This window comes from Allomuricauda sp. ARW1Y1 (assembly GCF_013407935.1).
GTDB lineage: Bacteria > Bacteroidota > Bacteroidia > Flavobacteriales > Flavobacteriaceae > Flagellimonas.
The window spans coordinates 122504-145323 of sequence record NZ_JACBZU010000002.1 but is presented as its reverse complement, the minus strand read 5'-3'; the positions used below and the strand labels follow the sequence as shown (position 1 = coordinate 145323).

Genomic DNA, 22820 nt, shown 5'->3' with positions numbered 1-22820 from the left:
AACCAATTATAAATAGTAAGAAATGAAGTTTTTTATTGATACTGCCAATCTTGACCAAATTAAGGAAGCCCAAGAACTCGGTGTTTTGGACGGTGTGACCACCAACCCTTCCCTAATGGCGAAGGAAGGCATCACCGGAAAGGATAATATTTTGAAACATTACGTGGACATTTGCAACATTGTGGATGGTGATGTTTCTGCCGAGGTAGTGGCCACGGAGTTTAAGGAAATCATAAAAGAAGGTGAGGAGTTGGCCGAGCTGCACGAACAGATTGTAGTGAAAGTACCCATGATCAAGGATGGGGTAAAGGCATTAAAATATTTTTCGGATAAGGGTATCCGTACCAATTGCACTTTGGTATTCTCCCCAGGGCAGGCGTTATTGGCCGCTAAGGCTGGAGCTACCTATGTATCCCCTTTCTTGGGACGATTGGACGATATTTCTACCGACGGCCTTAATTTGATTGCCGAAATCCGTTTGATTTATGACAACTACGGTTTTGAGACCCAAATATTGGCCGCATCCATCCGTCACACCATGCATGTGATCGATTGTGCAAAACTTGGTGCCGATGTGATGACAGGTCCTTTGTCGTCTATCGATGGATTATTGAAACACCCATTGACCGATATTGGCTTGGCCAAATTCTTGGAAGATTACAAAAAAGGAAACTCCTAGTTGGGAGAGTCCAAAAGATTGAATGGCCCTGAATGAAAGTTCGGGGCTTTTTTATTTATAGTGAAGTGTAGAGATTGGCAAAACCATCGACCACCAAAGTGTCCTTGGCAATCACGCATTTGTTGAGACCATCAATAATCATGGCCATTTGCAAATCCTTGAAATTATCGCCATGGTAATGCTTGCCCGCATCGAGTTTGTACTCGTCCATAAGCTGTTTCCACTGCGCAAAGTTGGTCCTAAGGTTGATGCCCACAAAATTGTAATGCGGATATTTTTTCTCCAAAGAAGTAATGTGTGTGTTCACATTGATAAAATGCTTCTTTTGGTCGGCAGTCCAAAAATAAAATACGGTGTTCTTTTTATCGTTGGCCAATGTTTTTAGGGAAATCGCCTCATTGTTGATGTCCTTTACAGCAATATCAGGGACTGTGGTATTGGGTTGGAGGTTTTTGATGCCATTGTACAGCAAATCGATTTCCTCTTGGTGTTCGTTATTGGTGGAAAGTGATTTGAACTTTTCAATAAAAACGGTGGCCTCTTCACTGGGTGTGTGCTCGCGAAGCAGATAATCCATCGCAATGTTCCTGAAAAGAATGTCCCTTAACTCAGGTTGCTTCACAATACTGTCCACCAAAGCAAGCTTGTGCTTATTAAAGTGTAGGCGGTCGCTCACCGGTTTTTTATTGTTGGAGCAATCTTCCAAGCAGGTCATGTAAGCCACATTGCCAAAATGCCACTTCATAAAATCGAAATAAGGCCTAAAGTAGGTGAGGTCCTTATTGTTCAGATCAATGTTTGTGCGATACCTATAAAATTCTTCGGGAAGTTCGTGGATGGTTTCTTCGCCAGTTCCTTTTTTATGGTAAAACGGATATTTTTCCTTGTTGATATAAGTGTTGTAGTCAATCGAAGCCTCTGCCATGGCCAGTGCCCTTGGGGTAAACTCGTTGTCTGCATTCAATTCGTTCAGCAAAGCCACTTTGACCGTATGTAGGGAATCTATTTTTTCGCTAAACGTTTCAGGGTCTAGGTTGAAATATTCATTGATCAACGGCTCTTCTTCCTCAATCGCAAGGAAAATCTCTATCAAAAAGTTGTTGATTTCACTTCCTGTACCGGAATATACCAGTGATTCGTCAAACTCGACGGTATTCAAACGGGCCAAAAGGCTGTCCCCTTCGGAAAGGTAAACATATTGTAGTTCGGGGCTATGGTCAAAATGGTAAAGTCCTTCTTCAATGCTGTCCAGTTGGAACAAAAAGTGGTTTTTATCGTCCAATTGTACGGAGTCCACATAAGAATCGTTGTGGTACAGCACCACGTAATTACTGGTTGGATTCACGATTTCGCCACCGAAAAAAACTGTAGAACCGTTTTCTGGGGCATCAGAACACGATACGATAGAAGCTACCAAGGTGAGGCCGAGTAAAAATCTTACCATATATAGGGGACCATTCAATTGACTTTCAAATGTAAGCAACCCAAGAAGCCTAACTTGTTAAGGGGTCGTTAAATGTTGTTAAACGGTATTTTTCCATCGTTCAAATATGCCGTTTTAAATTAGAATGTGGAATCGTATTTAGCTACTTTTGCAAAAAATAAAGATAGTTGCATGTTATCAGTATCGAATTTATCCGTACAGTTTGGCAAAAGAGTTTTGTTCGATGAGGTCAATGTAACCTTTGCCCAAGGGAATTGTTACGGTATTATCGGTGCCAACGGGGCCGGTAAATCTACCTTTCTTAAAATTTTATCCGGGCAGATAGATCCTACCTCTGGCCATGTGCATTTGGAGCCAGGCAAGCGTATGTCGATTTTGGAGCAGAACCATAACGCATACGACGAATATCCGGTGTTGGAAACCGTGGTGATGGGTAACAAGCCCCTGTACAAAATCAAGAAGGAAATCGATGCCCTTTATGCCGATTACACCGATGAAAATGCGGAAAAGATTGGCGAGCTACAGGTCGAATTCGAGGAAATGAACGGATGGAACGCCGACAGCGATGCCGCTGCATTGTTATCCAACCTTGGGATTACGGAAGACCTGCACTACACCAATATGGCCGACCTGGATTCCAAACTAAAGGTACGAGTGCTCTTGGCGCAAGCCTTGTTCGGAAATCCCGATGTGCTGATCATGGACGAGCCTACCAACGATTTGGACTACGAAACCATCAATTGGTTGGAAAATTTCCTGGCCAATTACGACAATACCGTTATCGTGGTCTCTCACGACAGGCACTTTTTGGATGCCGTTTGTACCACCATTGCGGATATCGACTTTGGAAAAATCAATCTATTCTCAGGAAACTACACCTTCTGGTACGAGAGTAGTCAACTAGCTGCAAGGCAAAGGGCGCAGCAGAACAAAAAGGCAGAAGAGAAGGCCAAGGAACTACAGGAATTTATCCAGCGATTTAGCGCCAACGTGGCGAAAAGCAAGCAGGCTACTTCGCGTAAAAAGATGTTGGACAAGTTAAAAGTGGAAGACATCAAACCATCCAGCAGAAGATATCCTGCCATTATTTTTGATCGTGAGAGGGAAGCGGGGGACCAAATCCTGAATGTGGAAAAATTGACCGCTACTTCAGAAGATGGCGACCTATTGTTCAAGGATGTGAACATCAACTTGGCCAAGGGGGACAAAGTGGCCATCCTTTCCAAGGATTCCCGAGCAACTACCGCTTTTTACGATATTATCGCCGGGAAAACCAAGGCCGCGAATGGAAAGTATCAGTGGGGGGTTACAACTACTCAATCCTATTTGCCGGCAGATAACTCGGAATTTTTCCAAGACGAAGTGAATTTGGTGGATTGGCTCCGTCAATGGGCCAAGACCGAAGAAGAACGGGAAGAGGTATACCTAAGGGGATTCCTTGGGAAAATGCTGTTTAGCGGTGAGGAAGCGTTGAAAAAATGTACGGTACTCTCCGGAGGGGAAAAGGTACGCTGTATGCTCAGCCGTATGATGATGCTTCGCGCCAATGTGTTGATGTTGGACGAACCTACCAACCACTTGGACTTGGAAAGTATCACCGCATTCAACAACTCCCTAAAAAACTTTAAAGGAACAATTCTGCTCACCACGCACGATCACGAGTTTGTGAACACCGTGGCGAACAGAATTATTGAGTTGACGCCCAATGGCGCCATTGACCGCTACTTGACCTTTGATGACTATATGTCGGACAAGTCCATCAAAGAGCAGCGTGAAAAAATGTATGCCGTTACCGCTTAAGCGTTAAAATACTTGCTTTTCCAGATGGCTGGATTAAAGTTTTTACCAAGGGCAAAACCGTAGAATATCACCACGGAAGCAATACTTTTGAACATAAAGAAGTAAATGATCCAAAATTCGGCCGTGGAGCTTTTCTTGGAGAACAGCCCTTCCGGTACCATCAAGGTAACCAGATAGCTGAGCAATACCACCACCAAGATAAGATTGGAAACGTTCTTAAACGGCCATGCGAACAATTTGCGCAAGGGATGTAAATCGTTCCCCCATTTGTGGATCAAGTAAAAATAATCGTTACCGATGGGAGCAAAGAGCAATGGGTCGTCCTTGTCCTCCAAACGGAACAATTTGGACGGTGCCATTATCTTAAATCCTTTGATTTCGGTGTGGTGTGCAGCTTCCAAATGTTTGATTTTGGAAATGGCGGCCTGAGGAATCTTCCCCTTAAAATAGGAGCTGTCCAAGAAGCGCAATCGATAATCGATACAAATCTCCTTGATTTGATCAATGTGGAAAATCTTATCTGTTTCCAAAAGGTCAAAATCAAAGTCGTTGGAAAGAGTGTTGTTCTTGGAGCTCAATTGTTGGGCTATCTGCTCTTCTTTTTGAGCATCGTTGCTTAAAATTTGTTTAACCTCGGCCAAAATGTGTTCGCCGTTTCCGTTTTTCTCCCTGCTTTTCCGAAGCTTTTGGGCAATGTTGGTTCCTTTCAAAATCATGCAGCTTTTTTTTAGTAATCTACTCAAATTTAAGGAATTGAATTTTCGATACTGACAATTGTCATATAATCCGATGTTAAGTTTTTGTTAAATGGATTTTGAGACCCATAAAAACTCACAGATGTCAATAAAAAAGGTGTATCTTATCGACGTTTTTGGTAGTTAATCGTAAAAGCATACTAAATCGTTCAAGCCCTAAAATTTAACCAACCTTATGAGTGCCCCCGCAACGAAGTTTCTTTGTATCGTCTGTTTTGTTTTTTCGCTAATTGCTTCAGCCCAAAGCACTTCCAATGCACTTTCGTATGCCAGTAGGTTGGGAAATCACACCATTTTATTGAGTGCGGTAAATGCCACAGAGTTGGGAGCCTTGCTCCAGAAATCGGGGCCCTTCACCATTTTTGCACCTTCAGATGCGGCTTTTGAGAAGTTTTCTAGTCAAAAAATGTCGGAAATGATCAATGCGGAGGACAAGAGAGCATTAAAATCACTGCTATCTTACCATATTGTTGCAGGACAATTAACTGCGTCCCGCATGCTCCGGGCCATCGGAAGAGGAAATGGCGTCGCAACTTTCACAACGGTTCAAGGCAAAAAATTGACAGCCCATTTGGATGGCTATGACATCGTATTGACCGATCCTGTTGGCAATACGGCACGAATCACTGCCGCTGACCTTAACCTGGAAAATGAGGGTGTGGTTCACGAAATCGACAGCGTGATTCTCCCTGCCCAAATGTAATTAACGAAGTTCCGCTCCCAACTCCTTTTGATATTGGGCCAATAGTTTGCCCATAATCTTATCGATTTGTTTGTCAGTAAGCGTCTTCTTTTCGTCCATGAGCGTGAAGCTTACCGCATAGGATTTCTTGCCTTCTGGAAGGTTGTTTCCAGTATACACATCAAACAGATTCACTTTTTTAAGTAGCTTTCTTTCTGTCTTCCAAGCGATGTCATATACTTTTTGGAAAGAAACCGACTCATCCAGCAATAAGGCAAAATCACGGGTTACCTCGGGGAATTTTGGTATTTCCTTGAAGACTACATTTTGGGTACTTACCAATTTTAATAGTGCATCCCAATTCAAATCAGCATAAAATACTTCCTGTTTGATGTCAAACTGCTTCAGCGCAGCTCTGCTTACCAAACCAAGGGAAACCAAGACCGTATCATTTTTGGTGTAGGAGATGCCCTCCGAAAAATCAGCATTGCCCAATGGCTGAGTGTCCAAATCCCTTACGCCCAAACGTTCAAAAACATTTTCGACGATACCTTTCAAATAGAAGAATTCGGATTTTTTCGGAGCGACCGCCCAGCTACTTTGTGTTCGATCACCAGAAACGAACAATGCCAAGTGTTGGTTTTCTTGGTACGACCCATCCACTTTGTGGTAGGTTTTTCCGAACTCGAACAATTTGAGGTCCGTTTTTTGACGGTTGTGGTTATAGCTCACCGTTTGAAGCCCGGAATGCAACATGGACGTACGCAGCACGGATAAATCGGAACTCAAAGGGTTCAGCATTTGAACGGCACCATCTTCTTCCGAACTCATGGTGTTCGCAACCAAACTATTGGTCATAATTTCATAGAAACCTTTGGAGGCCAGTAGGTTTCCGACCACATCTTGGATACGGTAATTTTCAAAACGGGAGGTTTTGGCAATACTCGCATTTAGTTTTTCCTTGAAATCGATATTGTTGTAACCATACACACGCAAGATTTCCTCGATGACATCCACTTCACGGGTCACATCTACCCGGTAGGTAGGGATGGTCAGTCCAAGGCCTGATTCCGTTACGTTGTTGATTCGTATCTCCAAAGACGATAGGATGGATTTTATGGTATCCCTCGGGATTTCCTGTCCGATCAAGGAGTTGATTTTATTAAAGGTCAGAAATACTTGCCTTTCTTGCGGCTTTTTGGGGAACAGGTCAACAATTTCGGAAGTGATGTAGCCACCGGCAATTTCCCTGATCAGCAGCGCAGCTCTTTTTAGGGCGTATTTGGTTAAATTGATATCGATGCCCCTTTCAAATCGGAAGGAAGCATCCGTATTCAAACCGTGTCTTTTGGCCGTTTTCCTAATGGAAACTGGGTCAAAATAGGCACTTTCCAAGAAAATGGACGTCGTGTGCTCGGTGACCCCGGAGTGAATTCCACCAAAAACTCCAGCAATGCACATGGGTTTTTCAGCGTCACATATCATAAGGTCGTCTTCATGAAGCTCGCGCTCCACTTGGTCCAACGTAGTGAATTTGGTGCCCGAGGGCAATGTTTTTACATCTACCTTGTTGCCTTTTATTTTGGATGCGTCAAAAGCATGCAAGGGCTGCCCCAGTTCGTGTAGCACATAGTTGGTTACGTCCACCACATTGTTTATCGGTGCCAAGCCAATGGCTTTTAACCTGTTTTTTAACCAATCGGGAGAATCCTGCACAACAAGATTGTTGATGGTAACCCCGCAATATCTTGGAGCCAAATCGCTCTCCATGACTTCCACATCCACTTTTAGGGAACGGTTGTCAATGGAAAAATTACTCACCGAAGGGGTAACCAGTTCCTTTTGTATTTCTTTTTGTTCGAGACCTGCCTTTAGGTCACGGGCCACGCCAAAATGGCTCATGGCATCGGCACGGTTGGGGGTGAGGCCAATTTCAAAAACCTCGTCGTTTTCAATATCGAACACTTTGGCGCAAGGTGTACCTGGAACCAGCTCCTCGTTGAGAACCATAATTCCGTCATGGCTTTCGCCCAAACCGATTTCATCTTCGGCACAGATCATGCCCTGGCTCACTTCTCCTCGGATTTTACCTTTCTTGATTACCCAAGCCTCGCCTTCTTTGGTATAAAGGGTAGTGCCAACGGTTGCCACAGGAACTTTTTGTCCAGCGGCCACATTGGGTGCCCCACAAACAATCTGTACCGGAGCTTCCTGTCCAATATCCACTGTGGTCAACTTGAGGCGGTCTGCATTAGGGTGGGACTCGCAAGTAAGCACGTGGCCCACTACGATTCCCTTTAAACCGCCTTTAACTGATTCAAATTGGGTGATGCCTTCAACTTCCAGACCCAGATCTGTTAAAAGTTCACCTGTTTTTTGAGCATCCCAATCAATTTGCAAAAATTGCTTCAACCAGTTATAAGAAATCTTCATACCCCATTTTTAGAGGGCACAAATATATAACAATAGGGGAACAGATTCAACGATAATACTAACCATAAAACCTAGGAAATGGTAAGTTTTAAAATGTATTTCCTACATTTAGGTAAAATCTTTCAATTTATGAACAGAATCGGGATAGCGTTAGCAGGGCTTGTGATTTTATGTGCCTCGTGCAAAAAAGAAGAGGCGCCCAAATTGGCAACCGGCGATTGGTTGGCCAAAATCGAAGTATCCGAGTCACAACAATTGCCTTTTGAGTTTACGCTTACCCAAAATGAGGAAGGTGACTATGTGATGCAAGCCTTCAACGCTGAAGAGGTAGTGACCATTGACGAATTTACCTTCAATGGGGATTCCATCAATATTCGAATGCCCGTTTTTGAAGGACATATCACAGGTACTTATACTACAGATCGGATTACGGGCGAATTTATTGAGGAGAGCAAGGAAAGGAGGGTGCCTTTTGTGGCTACCTATGGCAAGCAGGACCGCTTTACGGTGAATGAAGATGCGGCCGTAAACCTCTCGGGAATTTGGGAGACCTATTTTGATGTAAATACGGAAGATGAATATGCGGCCAAGGGTATTTTTATGCAGAATGGCAATCGATTAAAAGGAACTTTTAGGACAAAGACAGGGGATTACCGCTATTTGGATGGCGTGGTGACAGGAGATAGCATGAAGCTTTCAGCTTTTGATGGCTCCCATGTCTTCCTTTTTTTGGCAGAGGTTACGGATAGCACGCTCAACGGGAAGTTTTACTCCGGGAATCATTCCGTAGAAGAATTTATGGCGGCCAGAAACGAGGCCTTCGAGCTACCGGATTCCAATGAATTGACCTATTTGAGGGAAGGTTATGATAAATTCGATTTTACCTTTCCAAACTCGGACGGGGAAATGGTGGGTCTGGACGACCCCATGTTCAAGGACAAAGCGGTTTTGGTCCAGATAATGGGGACGTGGTGCCCCAATTGCTTGGATGAGACCCGATTTTATGTGGATTTTGTCAAAAACAATCCCGACTTGGACCTGCAACTTGTTGGGCTGGCATTTGAGTATGCCAAAACCGAAGAAAAGGCTTTTGAGGGTATCCAACGTTTACAGGAGCGGGAAGATGTTCCCTATCCAATACTCTTGGCGCAATATGGTACGTCCAACAAGCAAAAGGCCAATGAAAAACTACCTATGCTGAACCATATTCTTTCGTATCCTACCACCATTTACATTGATAAAAGCGGAGAGGTCCGAAAGATTCATACTGGTTTCAATGGACCTGCTACGGGTGAAAAGTTTATCGAATTCAAAGAAGAGTTCAATAAAACGATCCAAGAACTGACCTCCGAGTAAAATCCAACGAAAACGGACTAGATAATGGTGGATTTCCCCAAATGGATGTTCTCATCGTTCATTAGGGTGTCGTCCTCAATATCCACAATATTGTGGGCAATAAAGTCCCCAACATGATTGGTTCCATATTGACTTTCCTTATTCAAGTCGGGTGTGACGATTCCCTTTTTCAGTGACTTGTCCACTGCTTTTTTTACGGCCCAAGCCTCTTCGATAAGTCCCAAATGCTCCAATAGCATGGATGCAGATAGGATAGAGGCTATCGGGTTGGCAATATCCTTGCCCTTGGCTTGCGGGTAGGAACCGTGGATGGGTTCAAACAGGGCGCTTTCCTCTCCAATGGAGGCCGAAGCCAATAATCCAATGGAGCCACCTATCACACTCCCCTCATCGGAAATGATGTCTCCGAACATGTTCTCGGTCAAAATAACGTCGAACTGTTTGGGATTGAGAATGATTTGCATAGCGGCATTGTCTACAAACAAAAAGTCCAAGGCCACTTCGGGGTAGCTTTCCCCAATTTTGGTGACCACTTTGCGCCAAAGTCTGGAGGATTCCAGCACATTGGCTTTGTCCACAAGAGTCAATTTCTTTTTACGGCCCTTCGCGGCCTTAAATGCCAAGTGGGTGATACGACTTATTTCTTCTTCGGTATACTCGCAAAGGTCCGAAGCTTTGGTACCTTCTGGATTCAATTTTTTCTCACCAAAATAGATGCCACCCGTTAGCTCGCGATAGATTACAAAATCAGTTCCATCGATGATGTTTCTTTTTAAAGGGGATTTGTCCAATAAGGTGGGATGGGAAATCACCGGACGGATATTCGCAAAAAGCCCCAATTCTTTTCTCAATTGCAGCAAACCTTGTTCTGGGCGAACCTTGGCATCGGGATCAGTGTCATATTTTGGATCACCAATGGCGCCGAACAGCACGGCATCCGATTCCTTGCACAACTGGAGTGTGGCATCGGGTAGGGGAACCCCTTTCTTGTCGATGGCAACGGCACCTACGGGAGCCTCCTTAAAAACAAAATGTTGATTAAAGGTTTCCTCAACGGCCTTCAAACATTTCACGGCTTGGGCCAGAACCTCGGGTCCTACACCATCACCGGGTAGCAATGCAATTTTAAACGTCATACACAAAGTGTGATTTATGCCAGGCTTTTCATCCCGATATTGCTGGTCTCCACAATTTCGTGGATATCCTCGTCCACAATTTCCTTTTTCACATCGGCGTACTTCAAGAAGTTTTCATACACCGTGTCCAATTGGAGTTTGGTGAGCTCATAACCTACCTTTTTGGCTCTGTACGCTAAGGCTGCGCGACCACTACGGGCGGTCAGCACAATGGAGGATTCACTCACCCCAACATCTTTTGGGTCGATGATTTCATAGGTTTCCCTCCGTTTGATTACACCGTCTTGGTGAATTCCCGAGCTGTGCGCAAATGCATTGGAGCCTACAATGGCTTTATTGGGCTGTACGGGCATTCCCATTTTTTGGGAAACCATGGTACTCGTATCCCAAAGTAATTTACTGTTGATGTCGGTATCCAAATTTAAATGAGGGTGTTGTCGCATCACCATCACCACTTCTTCGAGGGAGGTATTTCCGGCACGTTCACCGATACCGTTGATGGTACACTCAATTTGTCGGGCTCCGTTGATGACCCCTGCAATGGAGTTGGCGGTGGCCAAACCTAGATCGTTGTGGCAGTGACAGGATAGGATAGCTTTTTCAATGCCTTTGACATTTTCCTTCAAATACTTCATTTTGGCACCGTACTCTTCGGGAAGGCAGTAGCCAGTGGTATCTGGAATGTTGAGAACGGTGGCACCTGCTTTTATGGCTGCTTCACAAATGCGGGCCAAGAATTCATTATCGGTACGGCCGGCGTCCTCAGCATAAAACTCAACATCTTCCACAAAAGTTTTGGCATAGGCCACAGCTTCAACCGCTCGCTCGATGATTTTGTCCTGTGTAGAATTGAATTTATACTTGATGTGTGATTCAGAAGTTCCTATTCCGGTATGGATTCTGGGTCTTTTGGCATCTTTTATGGCCTCTGCAGCCACTTCGATATCTTTTTTCACCGCACGGGTAAGCCCACAAACCCTTGCATTTTTGACCAACTTGGCTATTTCGTTCACCGATTTGAAATCACCGGGACTGGAAATGGGGAACCCTGCTTCGATCACATCAACCCCGAGTTCGTCCAATCGGTCGGCAATGATCAATTTTTGCTCGGTATCTAGTTTACAGCCAGGTACCTGTTCGCCATCCCTTAGTGTTGTGTCAAAAATTTCTACCTTATCTTTACCCATGTTATCAACCTGTTTTTTCTATGACTAACGAAAGTAGTAAAGCAGGGCAGAAGACGAAACGCCGCCTAGGACACGTTACAACGTTAAACGGCTTGCGCACTCAACTAAATAACTGAAAAACAATTGCTTAAACATTATTTTTTACGATGACAAATGCCCATAAGGATGCTTTGTTTGTGCTGGTGAAATCGCTTTCCAAGTCCGAAAAACGCCAATTTAAGCTCTATGTTGGCCGATTGGGTGTGAATACGGATGCCAAGTTTTTGGCGCTATTCAATCTACTGGACAAAATGCGGCGGTATGATGAGCGACAGATCTTGGATAGCGGGATTGTCAAAAAATCACAACTTTCCAACCTAAAAGCCCATTTATACAAGCAGATTTTGGTGAGTTTGCGTCTAAACCCGGTGAACCAAAATGTGCGTATTCAGATTCGGGAACAGTTGGACTTTGCCACCATCCTATATCAAAAGGGACTCTACAAGCAAAGCTTGAAAATTTTGGAGAAGGCCAAAAGCTTCGCTATCGAGAACGAGGAAAAGAACGTGGCCTACGAAATTGTGGAGTTGGAGAAAATCATCGAAACACAATATATTACACGAAGTATTCCAGATAGGGCGGACGAGTTGGCCAGGGAGGCCAAGCAGTTGTCCGCACAAAATGTAATGACGAGCAAACTCTCCAATCTTTCCCTGCAATTGTACGGAATGATGCTAAAAGTGGGCTACGTGCGCAGCGATGAGGATTTGCAAAACGTAAAAAGCTATTTTGACGAGCATTTGCCCAAATACAATATCGAAGACCTAGGTTTTCGTGAAAAATTATGGTTGTACAAGGCACATTTATGGTATAGCTTGTTGATTCAGGACTTTTTGTCAGCCTATAAATACGCCAGTAAATGGGTGGACCTCTTCTACGAAAACGAACATATGATTCCTTTGAATCCGGTTTTCTTTTTGAAGGGAAACCATTACCTGCTGGAATCATTGTTTTTTGTGAAATATGCATCCCAGTTTAGGGAAACTTTGGAACGGTTGGAAGCACAGGTAAACGATGACAAGTTCCCTAAAAACGATAACATCAGTTCGCTGGCCTTTTTGTACATCAATACCAATAAACTGAACCTTCATTTTTTGGAAGGCACTTTTGACAAGGGGATTTATTTGGTGAACATTATCGAGTACGGCATCAAAAAACATCGCCAGCAGATTGATGAGCACCATGTTATGCTCCTCTATTACAAGATTGCCTGTTTGTATTTTGGCAACGGGGACAATAAAAACTGTATTTCGTATCTCAAGAAAATCATTTCCAACAAAAAGTTGAAAATGCGTGAAGACCTGATGTGTTTTGCCAGGGTATTGAGCTTGGTGGCGCATTACGAAGCGGGTATGGACTACCATTTGGAAGTGCAATTGAAAAGCACCTATAAGTTCCTGTTGAAAATGAACGACTTGCACGAGGTGCAGAAAGAAATGATCAAATTTTTACGAAATCTTGGCGATATCTACCCCACCGATCTAAAAGGGGAGTTCCAGAAATTGTACAACGAGCTTAAGAAATACGAAAACCATCCGTACGAAAAGCGGGCATTCTTGTATCTGGACATCCTTTCATGGTTGGAAAGTCATTTGCAGAACAAACCGGTTTCTGAAATCATCAGGGAAAAGGCTTTGGCGCTTACTCGCTGATACAGGCGTTCCAAATAGGATCTTCTGGGGGAGTTGCCAAAAACGCGACAGGCTCTTTTTGCACAGGATGAACGATTACAAGGCTTCTAGCGTGCAGGTGAATCCCGCCATCTTTGTTGCTGCGGTCCGCACCATATTTTAAATCCCCTTTGATAACGCAGCCAATGGCGGCCAATTGCGCCCGTATTTGGTGATGTCTGCCCGTTTTTAGGTCAATTTCCAAAAGATAATAGCTATCCAATTTTTTTATGAGTTTGTAGTCCAAAACCGCCTTTTTACTATTGGGAACCTCCTTGTTATGGGCATAGGATTTATTCTGCTTTGGATTACGGACCAACCAATGTGTTAGGGTGTCGCTTTCTTTAGGGGGTGGGTTTTTGACCACGGCCCAATACATTTTTTTGGTGTCACCCTCGGCGAACATCTTGTTCAGCCGCGGTAGGGCTTTGGAAGTTTTGGCAAAGAGCACAATGCCCGAAGTAGGCCGGTCCAAACGATGCACCACACCCAAATACACATTGCCGGGCTTGTTGTACTTCTCTTTCAAGTACTGTTTTACGACCTCGCTCAAAGGGGCGTCACCCGTTTTATCCCCCTGAACAATATCGCCCACTCGTTTATTGACCACGATGAGGTGATTGTCTTCAAAGAGCACTTGAAGATTGGAAGGGGTGGACCTTTTTGATGCTTCGGTTTTTGGCTTTTTGGATTTCACTTTAGGGCTAACTTGAGCTTTAAAATCAATTTGATGAGAAATTTGTCATTTCGAGTGATTTTTTGAACCGAAGATCAAAAAATTGTATCGAGAAAAGAAGCTTTGTTAATGCAAACCTGGTTCTCGACCTGCCTGCCGGCAGGCAGGTACTTTTTCCTTCAGAAAAAACTCGAACTGACGGTTTGATTATGCATTTAATACGACTCCTCATCATTCGGGAAATCCCGACTTTTCACGTCCTGCACATATTGTGAAACAGCTTGGGTCATTTCATCATATAGATTGAGGTACCTTCTCAAAAATCTTGGGTGGAATTCATGGGTCATGCCCAACATATCATGCACCACCAGTACTTGTCCGTCCACTTGGTTGCCGGCACCGATGCCGATAATGGGAATGGATACACTATCCGCTACCTCTTTGGCCAATTTGGCCGGAATTTTTTCCAAAACAATGGCAAAACAGCCCAGTTCCTCCAATAATTTGGCATCTGCTTTGAGTTTTTCGGCCTCTTCCTCTTCTTTGGCACGAACCGTATAGGTGCCAAATTTATAGATGGATTGTGGTGTAAGTCCCAAGTGGCCCATCACAGGGATTCCCGCTTCCAAAATACGGCTGATGGACACTTTTATTTCCTCGCCTCCTTCCACTTTTACAGCATGTGCGCCACTTTCCTTCATAATTCGGATGGCGGAGCGCAAAGCTTCCTTGGAATCACCTTGATAACTGCCAAAAGGAATATCGACCACAACGAGGGCCCTTTTGGCGGCCCGCACCACCGAGGTGGCATGATAGATCATCTGGTCGAGGGTGATGGGTAGTGTGGTTTCGTGACCTGCCATGACATTACTGGCGGAATCCCCCACCAAAATGGCATCCACATGGGCACCATCCACAATTTTTGCCATGGAATAATCGTAGGAGGTAAGCATGCTGATTTTTTCACCACGCTTTTTCATATCCACCAACGATTTTACCGTTACCCTTTTATATTCTTTTTTAGCTGTTGACATGGTAATTCTGTTTGATGGCTAAAAGTAAGCAGATTTGTTTAATTTAGGCCTCAATCAAAAGACTAATCAAATGAGAAAACTGTTCACTTTTGCCGTATTGCTAGCATTCAGTGCCTTCGGATATGCCCAAGGGCCAAATCCATCCAATGAAGAAGACAAAAATCGAGTAAAGCAAGTCATTGAAACCTTTTTTGATGGCTTCCACAAGCAAGATTCCACCATTATTAAAAGTACCGTGGCTGATGGAATCGTGTTGCAGACCACGGGAAGAAACGCTGAGGGTAAAACCCAATTTAGAACCGAGGAATTTTCAAAATTTTTGAAATCGATTGTCGGTATTCCCGAGACCACCAAGTTTGAGGAAAAACTCACATCCTTCTCCATCCAAGTGGATAGGACCATGGCCAATGCTTGGGTCGGGTATGAGTTTTGGTTGAACGGTGAGTTTAGCCATTGCGGTATCAATTCCTTTCAGCTTATCAATTTTGATGGCGAATGGAAAATCATCTACTTGATCGACACTAGGGGCAAGGAAGGCTGTATGGATTAACAATCGCTGAGGAATACACCTACCGCTAAGCCTCCTTCGGAGGTTTCCTTGTATTTGGAGCTCATATCCTTTGCCGTTTCCCACATGGTGTTTACCACCTTGTCCAAGGGTACTTTACATTCTTTTGGGTCTGTATCCAAGGCCAATTCAGCGGCGTTAATGGCTTTTATGGCACCCATGGCATTGCGTTCAATGCACGGGACCTGCACCAAGCCCCCGATGGGATCGCAGGTGAGCCCCAAATGGTGTTCCATGGCAATTTCGGCAGCAATGAGCACTTGTTCGGGTGTACCGCCCATCAACTCCGTTAAGCCCGCAGCGGCCATGGCAGAGGAAACTCCGATTTCTGCTTGGCAACCACCCATGGCGGCAGAAATGGTGGCACCTTTCTTAAAAATGCTCCCGACCTCGCTGGCCACCAACAAAAATTGCTTTACGTCGTCAAAATTGGCATCATGGTTTTCAATGACCATGTAATACATTAATACGGCAGGGATGACCCCTGCGCTTCCGTTGGTGGGTGCTGTGACCACTCGGCCCAAGGAGGCATTCACCTCGTTAACGCTCAGTGCAAAGCAGCTCACCCATTTGATGATTTGTCTGAACTTGACCTCGGTATCGCGGATACTTTCCAACCATTCCTGCGGATTGGAGTAGGGGACTTCCCCTTTGAGTTTTTGGTGAATTTCAAAGGCACGCCGTTTTACATTGAGTCCCCCTGGGAGTTTACCTTCGGTATGGCAACCAATGTACATGGACTCCAGCATGGTGTTCCAAATATTCGCAATCCCCTCGTTGATTTCTTCTTCCGTCCGCAGGGAGAGCTCGTTTTCCATCACAATCTGGGAGATGGATTTGTTCTGCGCATTGCAATGTTGCAGCAATTCGTCGCCCGTTCGCACAGGATGGGGGAAGGTTTTGAAGGTTTCCTTATTCTCCTTGGCATGGATTCGTTCCTCTTTGACCACAAAACCGCCACCAATGGAGTAATAGGTTTCGCTAACCGTGCTTCCGTCGGTCAAATTGGCTTCAAAGCGCATACCGTTGGCATGGAAAGGCAAAAATTCACGGATAAATACGATATCTTCTTGAAAGCTGAACGGAATCCGTTTTTTTCCGCCAAAATCGAGTTGCTTCTCCGACTTTATCCTGTCAATACTTCCTGAAATACTATCAATATCCACGGTAACCGGGTCGGTTCCCAATAAGCCCATCACCACGGCGACGTCGGTGGCATGACCTTTTCCGGTAAGGCATAGGGAACCATAAAGATAGGCCTTGATGGACTTGACTTTTTCAAAAAGCCCTTCTTCCTCAAGCTCTCCAATCCAGCGTTCGGCAGCACGCCATGGTCCCAAGGTGTGCGAGCTGGACGGTCCCACACCTATTTTTAGCATATCAAACACACTGATGCACTCCATATATTGAATTTACCGTTTCAAATATAGGAAGCTAAACGGGATAATATTGCGAATATTTAAATATCTGCATCACTTTTCCACCCAAAATTAGGACACTCTCAATTTGAACCATAATTAGTGGGGTTCCCTCAATTATATGACAGCTTGTCATATTCTTTGGCATGGCATAATCATTGACATTTAAAGAGCGAAACGAAAACGAATTTTAAACAGATATAACTTTTAGATACGATGAGCAAGATTATAGGTATAGACTTAGGTACGACCAACTCCTGCGTCTCTGTAATGGAAGGTAACGAACCCGTGGTAATTCCAAATGCCGAGGGAAAACGAACTACTCCATCCATGATCGCCTTTGTGGAAGGCGGGGAGATCAAGGTCGGTGACCCTGCAAAAAGACAAGCGGTGACCAACCCGCACAAAACGATTTATTCCATCAAGCGATTTATGGGTAATAAATACTCAGAATCCAGTAAGGAAGCCAAACGTGTACCTTATAAAGTGACCAAAGGTGAAAACGATACCCCAAGGGTAGATATCGATGGTCGTTTGTACACCCCACAGGAATTGTCTGCAATGATTCTTCAAAAAATGAAGAAGACCGCAGAGGATTATTTGGGACAAGATGTAACCAGGGCGGTGATTACCGTTCCGGCCTACTTTAACGATTCACAAAGACAAGCTACCAAAGAGGCTGGTGAGATTGCCGGTCTTACCGTGGAGCGAATCATCAACGAGCCTACGGCTGCATCTTTGGCATATGGACTTGATAAGAAAGACACGGACCAGAAAATAGTGGTGTTCGACTTTGGTGGTGGTACGCACGACGTTTCCATTTTGGAATTGGGTGACGGTGTGTTTGAAGTATTGGCCACTGATGGTGATACCCACTTGGGAGGTGACGATGTGGACCAAAAAATTATTGATTGGTTGGCCGAAGAGTTCAAGAAAGATGAGGATATGGACCTTCGTGAAGACCCTATGGCGCTTCAGCGTTTAAGGGAAGCTGCGGAGAAAGCCAAAATTGAGTTGTCTTCTTCTGCGCAGACAGAAATCAACCTACCTTATGTAACTGCTACGTCTTCAGGACCCAAGCACTTGGTACGAACATTGTCCAGAGCCAAATTTGAGCAACTGATTGCTGATTTGGTCAAAAGAACAATCGAACCTTGCGAGAAGGCATTAAAGTCCGCTGGACTTTCCAAAAGCGATATTGATGAGATTATCTTGGTAGGTGGTTCCACCCGTATCCCCGCGGTACAGGAAGCCGTTGAGAAATTCTTCGGTAAAAAACCATCCAAAGGGGTAAACCCAGATGAGGTGGTGGCCATTGGTGCTGCTATCCAAGGTGGTGTATTGACAGGTGACGTGAAAGACGTACTCTTGTTGGACGTTACTCCACTTTCATTGGGTATCGAAACCATGGGAAGCGTGTTCACCAAGTTGATTGAGGCGAACACGACCATCCCGACCAAGAAGTCGCAGGTATTCTCCACAGCGGCGGATAATCAACCTTCGGTTGAAATCCACGTATTGCAAGGGGAAAGACCTATGGCGGCAGATAACAAGACAATCGGTAGGTTCCACTTGGATGGTATTCCACCAGCGCCAAGAGGTACGCCTCAAATTGAAGTGACCTTCGATATTGATGCCAACGGTATCATCAAGGTTTCTGCTACTGACAAGGCTACCGGTAAGTCACAGGATATCCGAATCGAGGCTTCTTCTGGATTGACTGAGGAGGAAATCAAGAAGATGAAAGCAGAAGCGGAAGCCAATGCCGAGGCGGATAAGAAAGCCAAGGAAACTGCCGATAAGTTGAACGAGGCCGATGCCATGATCTTCCAGACCGAAAAGCAATTGAGCGAGTTTGGCGATAAATTGTCCGATGACAAGAAAAAGCCAATCGAAGAAGCTTTGGAAGAATTGAAGAAGGCTTACGAAGGCAAGGACCTAGCGGTGATTACGCCAGCTTTGGAAAAAATCAACGAAGCATGGAAAGTAGCTTCCGAAGAAATGTACAAAGCACAGGCCGAAGCTCAAGGTGGAGCAGGAGCATCATCTGCTGGTGCCAATGATACCGCTGGAAGCGGCGGAGCTTCGGAAGGTGACAATGTTGAAGACGTAGACTTTGAAGAAGTCAAGTAGCCTGTCCTGAGCAAAGTCGAAGGATAGACTTCGAAGAAGTGAAGTAACAACAAGTTGTCATATAAATAAAAAAGCCCTGACGATTTCGTCAGGGTTTTTTGTTTGCTTTCCGTATGGGATGTTAAAGTAGGGTATTCCTGACACTATTTTTTCGTATTTTTAGAATGATGGATATGAACAGACGGGATGGTTGCACCTATGGATAGTCATTTTATCCCGTGAAAATCCTTTTTCTCTGCTATGAAAAACAAAATAAGACGGTCTTGTATCATCCTGTTTTTGCTTGGCTTAGCCGTGATGTCGGCCCAAAGTTCGCAATCTGACTTTACCAAAGAACCTTGGAAAGATCTTAAACTGGACTTTCAGGCAAGTTTTGAGGATTCACTGGCGGTACGCAAGGAGCGTGTGATACTTCAAATTGCCAATAAACAACTCAACCCTGAAGAACCTCTTTTTTTTAAAGGATACCTCATCACGGAGAATCAATTCGGCGGATACAGTAAAAGCGGGGTCCTAAATGTCGATTTGTTGGACAGTGATGGAGCGTTGGTAAAGCGACAATTACATAAAATTGTGGACGGAACGGTTCAGGGGCAACTGAATTTGCCAAAAGACGTAGCATCGGGCAATTACATGGTAAAGGCCTATACCCGGTGGTCCCAAAATTATGGTGTTGGGTTCGCTGCACAAGAGCAAATTCGAGTAGGGGAGCTTTCTACCACAAATCAACCAGAAGGGGACACGGCTGTTTTAATCATCCCTGAAGGCGGAACATTTTTAAGCGGACAAAAGAACAGGATAGTTGTAAAAGTTCCATCCGGTGCAACCCACAAAGAGGTGGGACAAGGAAGGATTTTGGATGGGGATGGACAAGAAGTAACAACAGTTTCCTTTTATGATTCCGGTCTGGGGACGGCACTATTAACTCCAAAAGAAAACGAAACATATACCTTGGAATTGGAAGATGAAATGCGGTTCGCGCTGCCAAAGTCCACATCAGATGGATTTCTTTTACACGTGAACAATCTGGATAGGGATAACGCCATCGTACGCATAACTCCTTCTGCGAAACGTACCGGTGAAGAATTGGAACTTATCGGAACATCTGGCGGGATAACCTATTTTAGAAAAAACTTGAATTTCGCTGATGGAAATAGTTTGGATGTGGAACTTTTCAAACCCAACTTACCGGCTGGGATCATCCATTTAAAGTTGGTAGACCAGCTCGGCTACGAATTGGCTACAAGACCAGTTTGGATAGCTAAGGAAAAGCTTCGCATTGGCGTCGACGTTCTTCGGCAAGATACCAGAGGGGATTTGAAGACCATCAAAATTCAAGTAACCGATGATCAAAATAGACCTGTAAAGTCAAAATTGACATTAAGTGTCAACCGAACAGATACAACCCGCCCCAACACCGATTCTGATGTTTCCATTAACAATACATCCTTTACTTTTTCGGATGTTTCAGTGGGGCAGGAGGTATCCCTTTACAGAAAAAAGGCTTTTCTCAAAGACCTTGAGGTCTTAATCTCTGAAGAAGAGGTCAACAAGGATGTATCCGAAGACAATGAAACTGCAATTGTCAGTAAAAAATTCCCTTATCAAGAAGGATTGGAAATCATGGGGCATGCCTATGACTTGAACAACAACCTTTTGACCAACACCAAAATTCAATTGGTGGCAACGAGCGAAGAAGATGTTTGGGCGGGAGAGGCGCAGACTGATGCTCAAGGCATACTTAAACTGGAGTGGATTCAGATTGAGGGAACAGCAACATTGGTCGCTAGGACGGAAGGGGAGGATGTGAAATCCAGATTGGTGAAGATCATAACTTTTAACAGGGCTTTTGAGAATAGGGAAATGGAAATAGAATCCACCATGGAGAAGCCCTTTACTGAGGAATCGTTCAGTGATGAGGATTCGGAAAGGACCATTGAACTGATAGAAGTGGAAGTGGTGGAGAAGGGCAAGGAAAAGATAAAACGTACCCCTGCCAAATACGGGGTAGATGTTCCTTCACATCGCATCAACCATCAAGATTTTGACAGACCTAAAACCCTACCACAGTTGCTCGCGGAGCTTCCGGGGGTTATTGTGACCGGAGCGGAGACCTTAAACCCATCAGTGAAAGTCATGGGTGGTTCGGGAACGATATTGTGGGTTGTGGATGGTTTCCCGTTGGCCCAAGAAGGAAGTGCTGCCCAAGTGGGTACGGCCGCTACGAGTCCTTTGGATGACGTAATGGATTTGGTCAGCGATAGGGATATTGAACGGGTGGAGTTGTTGAAAGGTCCTGAGGCTTCCATGTACGGCAGCAGGGCGTCTGCTGGAGTTTTTGTCATCTACACAAGAATGGGCAACGAGTTGGACCATGTTTCCAGAAGTGAAAGTGCACTTCGCTTTGAAGGATACACACCCACCATTGATTTTCAGGAGTACCACAAACGCCTTTCAAAAAGGAAGAAGGAGACGAATAAATTATTGTATTGGAACCCAAGTTTGGAAACCGATGCCAATGGGGAAATCATCATCAGGCTCCCTGATACTGGTGATATACCCGCCATCATCCTAGAGGTTAGTGCCAAATCTGAAGATGGTATGCTTGGTTTTACGAGCAATACATTTTAGTTAGGTCTTTAATAACACAAAAACCCTGACGATTCCGTCAGGGTTTTTTGTCTGGTTGAGGTTTCCGATTTAGGCCGCATTTAACTGCTGCATTTCCATTTCCTTGAGCTTTCGCAAGGCTTCCGACTTGGAGTTCACATTGAGTTTTACATAGATGTTTTGGATATGAAAATTAACGGCACTGGGTGTTACAAAAAGCTTGTCGGCAATCATTTTGTAGGTAAACCCCTGTGTGAGCAATTCCACGATTTCATTTTCTTTTTTGGAGAACATTTCGAACGATTTGGTCTGGAACGAATCAATGATCTTTTTCGCCACATCGAGCTCCAAAGCTACACCGTGCTGGCCTAGCGCATCCAACGCATTGAAGAGCCTATCCTTGGTTATGGGTTTGATGAGGTAGCCACTGGCACCTTTGGTGAAAGCCTCCTTAATGAGCTTAAAGTCGTTTTTCTGGCTCATCATCAACACCTTTAGATGCTTGTTTTTTCGATAAAAATATTCAAGCCCGTCAATGCCGGATATGCCATTGAGCATAGCTTCGCAGATAATGATATCCGGGTGAGACCGTCCAAAATTGGACAAAAGTGAGTGTACGGAGGGGTAGATTCCGTGCAGCTCGTACTGCTCATTGTCTTCAAAATACTGGGTGTAAATGCCGCCTAGCGTATCATCGTTATCGATGATGGCAATTTTTAATGAATTTGTTTTCATGATAAGAAAGATTTGGGGGATTCATACTGTTACATCATGTGTATTGTAGGTTAAGATTTGGACAATAGTGTCCGTTCTCCCGCTTTTGAAGTTGGGATAAACCTATGGAAATCGAATGGGATGCAACAAAGGGCATCTACCGGAAAGCCAATTTGGTTTTCTTCAAAAGTGGGTGTGACCCAAAAAAGGGCCAAGCGCTAAAAAAAAATGTTTAGTTGAGGTTTCCTCTAAAAAAGTAGATGGAAAAGAGGTTTTGGGACTCCTTTTTTCTGTGTGTTGTAGTTTCTGTTCATGACTTAATAGATTTGGGATTGTATTATTTCAATAGTGAATTTAGAATTTTTTAACTATCGAGCGGAATTTTTGTAGTGATTTTCGTTCAAATGCACATTTTCATTAAGTCATCAAAGGTGTTGGGAAGCGTAAAAAGAAGTATGGATGTATCGCAAAAAATTGATTTTCAAA

17 protein-coding genes are annotated in these 22820 nt (G+C 44.3%); 8 read left to right on the top strand and 9 right to left on the bottom strand.

The window, feature by feature from the left end:
- Nucleotides 1–22 precede the first annotated feature (22 nt).
- Nucleotides 23–679, top strand: a complete 657-nt coding sequence (fsa, locus tag GGE08_RS05380; RefSeq protein WP_127141719.1) for a fructose-6-phosphate aldolase — start codon at nt 23–25, stop codon at nt 677–679.
- Between the two features lie 55 nt (nt 680–734).
- On the opposite strand, the gene GGE08_RS05375 is transcribed toward fsa, so the two are convergent.
- A complete protein-coding gene (locus tag GGE08_RS05375) occupies nt 735–2123 on the bottom strand; it encodes a TlpA family protein disulfide reductase (RefSeq protein WP_257023961.1) in 1389 nt (462 codons plus the stop codon).
- A 171-nt stretch (nt 2124–2294) separates the two neighbouring features.
- On the opposite strand from GGE08_RS05375, the gene GGE08_RS05370 reads away from it, so the two are divergent.
- Nucleotides 2295–3923, top strand: coding sequence for an ABC-F family ATP-binding cassette domain-containing protein (locus GGE08_RS05370; RefSeq protein ID WP_179383882.1), 1629 nt, complete (start codon nt 2295–2297; stop codon nt 3921–3923).
- On the opposite strand, the gene GGE08_RS05365 is transcribed toward GGE08_RS05370, so the two are convergent.
- Nucleotides 3920–4639 carry a hypothetical protein gene (locus GGE08_RS05365; RefSeq protein WP_179383881.1) on the bottom strand — a complete coding sequence of 240 codons (720 nt, stop codon included), beginning with the start codon at nt 4637–4639 and terminating at the stop codon, nt 3920–3922. The genes GGE08_RS05370 and GGE08_RS05365 overlap by 4 nt on opposite strands.
- 214 nt (nt 4640–4853) lie before the next feature.
- Here GGE08_RS05365 and GGE08_RS05360 point away from each other — a divergent pair, with 214 nt between their 5' ends.
- The gene (locus tag GGE08_RS05360) at nt 4854–5381 is read left to right on the top strand and encodes a fasciclin domain-containing protein (RefSeq protein WP_179383880.1); all 528 of its coding nucleotides are present in this window, start codon (nt 4854–4856) and stop codon (nt 5379–5381) included.
- On the opposite strand, the gene pheT is transcribed toward GGE08_RS05360, so the two are convergent.
- Nucleotides 5382–7793, bottom strand: coding sequence for a phenylalanine--tRNA ligase subunit beta (gene pheT, locus GGE08_RS05355; RefSeq protein WP_179383879.1), 2412 nt, complete (start codon nt 7791–7793; stop codon nt 5382–5384).
- Nucleotides 7794–7922: 129 nt separating this feature from the next.
- On the opposite strand from pheT, the gene GGE08_RS05350 reads away from it, so the two are divergent.
- The gene (locus GGE08_RS05350) at nt 7923–9149 is read left to right on the top strand and encodes a peroxiredoxin (protein WP_179383878.1); all 1227 of its coding nucleotides are present in this window, start codon (nt 7923–7925) and stop codon (nt 9147–9149) included.
- 17 nt (nt 9150–9166) lie between these two features.
- On the opposite strand, the gene leuB is transcribed toward GGE08_RS05350, so the two are convergent.
- Nucleotides 9167–10285 carry a 3-isopropylmalate dehydrogenase gene (gene leuB / locus GGE08_RS05345; RefSeq protein ID WP_179383877.1) on the bottom strand — a complete coding sequence of 373 codons (1119 nt, stop codon included), beginning with the start codon at nt 10283–10285 and terminating at the stop codon, nt 9167–9169.
- Nucleotides 10286–10299: 14 nt separating this feature from the next.
- Nucleotides 10300–11472 carry a 2-isopropylmalate synthase gene (locus tag GGE08_RS05340; RefSeq protein WP_179383876.1) on the bottom strand — a complete coding sequence of 391 codons (1173 nt, stop codon included), beginning with the start codon at nt 11470–11472 and terminating at the stop codon, nt 10300–10302.
- Nucleotides 11473–11618: 146 nt separating this feature from the next.
- On the opposite strand from GGE08_RS05340, the gene GGE08_RS05335 reads away from it, so the two are divergent.
- Nucleotides 11619–13163 (top strand): hypothetical protein, encoded by a 1545-nt coding sequence (locus tag GGE08_RS05335; protein ID WP_179383875.1) that lies wholly within the window; start codon nt 11619–11621, stop codon nt 13161–13163.
- Here GGE08_RS05335 and GGE08_RS05330 read toward each other — a convergent pair.
- Both GGE08_RS05330 and panB read right to left on the bottom strand, forming a co-directional pair.
- Nucleotides 13153–13878 carry an RluA family pseudouridine synthase gene (locus GGE08_RS05330; protein ID WP_179383874.1) on the bottom strand — a complete coding sequence of 242 codons (726 nt, stop codon included), beginning with the start codon at nt 13876–13878 and terminating at the stop codon, nt 13153–13155. The two genes, GGE08_RS05335 and GGE08_RS05330, sit on opposite strands and share 11 nt — an antisense overlap.
- A gap of 194 nt (nt 13879–14072) precedes the next feature.
- On the bottom strand, nt 14073–14891 hold the full coding sequence (gene panB / locus GGE08_RS05325) for a 3-methyl-2-oxobutanoate hydroxymethyltransferase (protein WP_179383873.1): 819 nt from the start codon (nt 14889–14891) through the stop codon (nt 14073–14075).
- Between the two features lie 70 nt (nt 14892–14961).
- Here panB and GGE08_RS05320 point away from each other — a divergent pair, with 70 nt between their 5' ends.
- Nucleotides 14962–15441, top strand: coding sequence for a nuclear transport factor 2 family protein (locus GGE08_RS05320; RefSeq protein WP_179383872.1), 480 nt, complete (start codon nt 14962–14964; stop codon nt 15439–15441).
- Here GGE08_RS05320 and GGE08_RS05315 read toward each other — a convergent pair.
- Nucleotides 15438–16862 carry an L-serine ammonia-lyase gene (locus tag GGE08_RS05315; RefSeq protein ID WP_179383871.1) on the bottom strand — a complete coding sequence of 475 codons (1425 nt, stop codon included), beginning with the start codon at nt 16860–16862 and terminating at the stop codon, nt 15438–15440. The genes GGE08_RS05320 and GGE08_RS05315 overlap by 4 nt on opposite strands.
- Nucleotides 16863–17093: 231 nt before the next feature.
- Between GGE08_RS05315 and dnaK the strand changes: the two genes are divergently transcribed.
- Both dnaK and GGE08_RS05305 read left to right on the top strand, forming a co-directional pair.
- Entirely contained in the window at nt 17094–19010 is a 1917-nt protein-coding gene (gene dnaK, locus GGE08_RS05310; protein WP_179383870.1) for a molecular chaperone DnaK, read from the top strand.
- Between the two features lie 240 nt (nt 19011–19250).
- Nucleotides 19251–21641, top strand: a complete 2391-nt coding sequence (locus GGE08_RS05305; protein ID WP_179383869.1) for a TonB-dependent receptor — start codon at nt 19251–19253, stop codon at nt 21639–21641.
- 69 nt (nt 21642–21710) lie between these two features.
- Here the strand turns inward: GGE08_RS05305 and GGE08_RS05300 are convergent, their stop codons facing one another.
- Complete coding sequence (locus GGE08_RS05300) at nt 21711–22355, bottom strand: response regulator transcription factor (protein ID WP_179383868.1); 645 nt, start codon at nt 22353–22355, stop codon at nt 21711–21713.
- Nucleotides 22356–22820 lie beyond the last annotated feature (465 nt).

What these genes read in the sequence shown, in the direction of transcription:
- dnaK (WP_179383870.1), top strand. Translation starts at nt 17,094, where the DNA reads ATGAGCAAGATTATAGGTATAGACTTAGGTACGACCAACTCCTGCGTC.
- fsa (WP_127141719.1), top strand. Translation starts at nt 23, where the DNA reads ATGAAGTTTTTTATTGATACTGCCAATCTTGACCAAATTAAGGAAGCC.
- GGE08_RS05375 (WP_257023961.1), bottom strand. Translation starts at nt 2,123, where the DNA reads ATGGTAAGATTTTTACTCGGCCTCACCTTGGTAGCTTCTATCGTATCG.
- GGE08_RS05300 (WP_179383868.1), bottom strand. Translation starts at nt 22,355, where the DNA reads ATGAAAACAAATTCATTAAAAATTGCCATCATCGATAACGATGATACG.
- pheT (WP_179383879.1), bottom strand. Translation starts at nt 7,793, where the DNA reads ATGAAGATTTCTTATAACTGGTTGAAGCAATTTTTGCAAATTGATTGG.
- GGE08_RS05335 (WP_179383875.1), top strand. Translation starts at nt 11,619, where the DNA reads ATGACAAATGCCCATAAGGATGCTTTGTTTGTGCTGGTGAAATCGCTT.
- GGE08_RS05350 (WP_179383878.1), top strand. Translation starts at nt 7,923, where the DNA reads ATGAACAGAATCGGGATAGCGTTAGCAGGGCTTGTGATTTTATGTGCC.
- GGE08_RS05315 (WP_179383871.1), bottom strand. Translation starts at nt 16,862, where the DNA reads ATGGAGTGCATCAGTGTGTTTGATATGCTAAAAATAGGTGTGGGACCG.
- GGE08_RS05370 (WP_179383882.1), top strand. Translation starts at nt 2,295, where the DNA reads ATGTTATCAGTATCGAATTTATCCGTACAGTTTGGCAAAAGAGTTTTG.
- leuB (WP_179383877.1), bottom strand. Translation starts at nt 10,285, where the DNA reads ATGACGTTTAAAATTGCATTGCTACCCGGTGATGGTGTAGGACCCGAG.
- GGE08_RS05360 (WP_179383880.1), top strand. Translation starts at nt 4,854, where the DNA reads ATGAGTGCCCCCGCAACGAAGTTTCTTTGTATCGTCTGTTTTGTTTTT.
- GGE08_RS05305 (WP_179383869.1), top strand. Translation starts at nt 19,251, where the DNA reads ATGAAAAACAAAATAAGACGGTCTTGTATCATCCTGTTTTTGCTTGGC.
- panB (WP_179383873.1), bottom strand. Translation starts at nt 14,891, where the DNA reads ATGTCAACAGCTAAAAAAGAATATAAAAGGGTAACGGTAAAATCGTTG.
- GGE08_RS05365 (WP_179383881.1), bottom strand. Translation starts at nt 4,639, where the DNA reads ATGATTTTGAAAGGAACCAACATTGCCCAAAAGCTTCGGAAAAGCAGG.
- GGE08_RS05320 (WP_179383872.1), top strand. Translation starts at nt 14,962, where the DNA reads ATGAGAAAACTGTTCACTTTTGCCGTATTGCTAGCATTCAGTGCCTTC.
- GGE08_RS05340 (WP_179383876.1), bottom strand. Translation starts at nt 11,472, where the DNA reads ATGGGTAAAGATAAGGTAGAAATTTTTGACACAACACTAAGGGATGGC.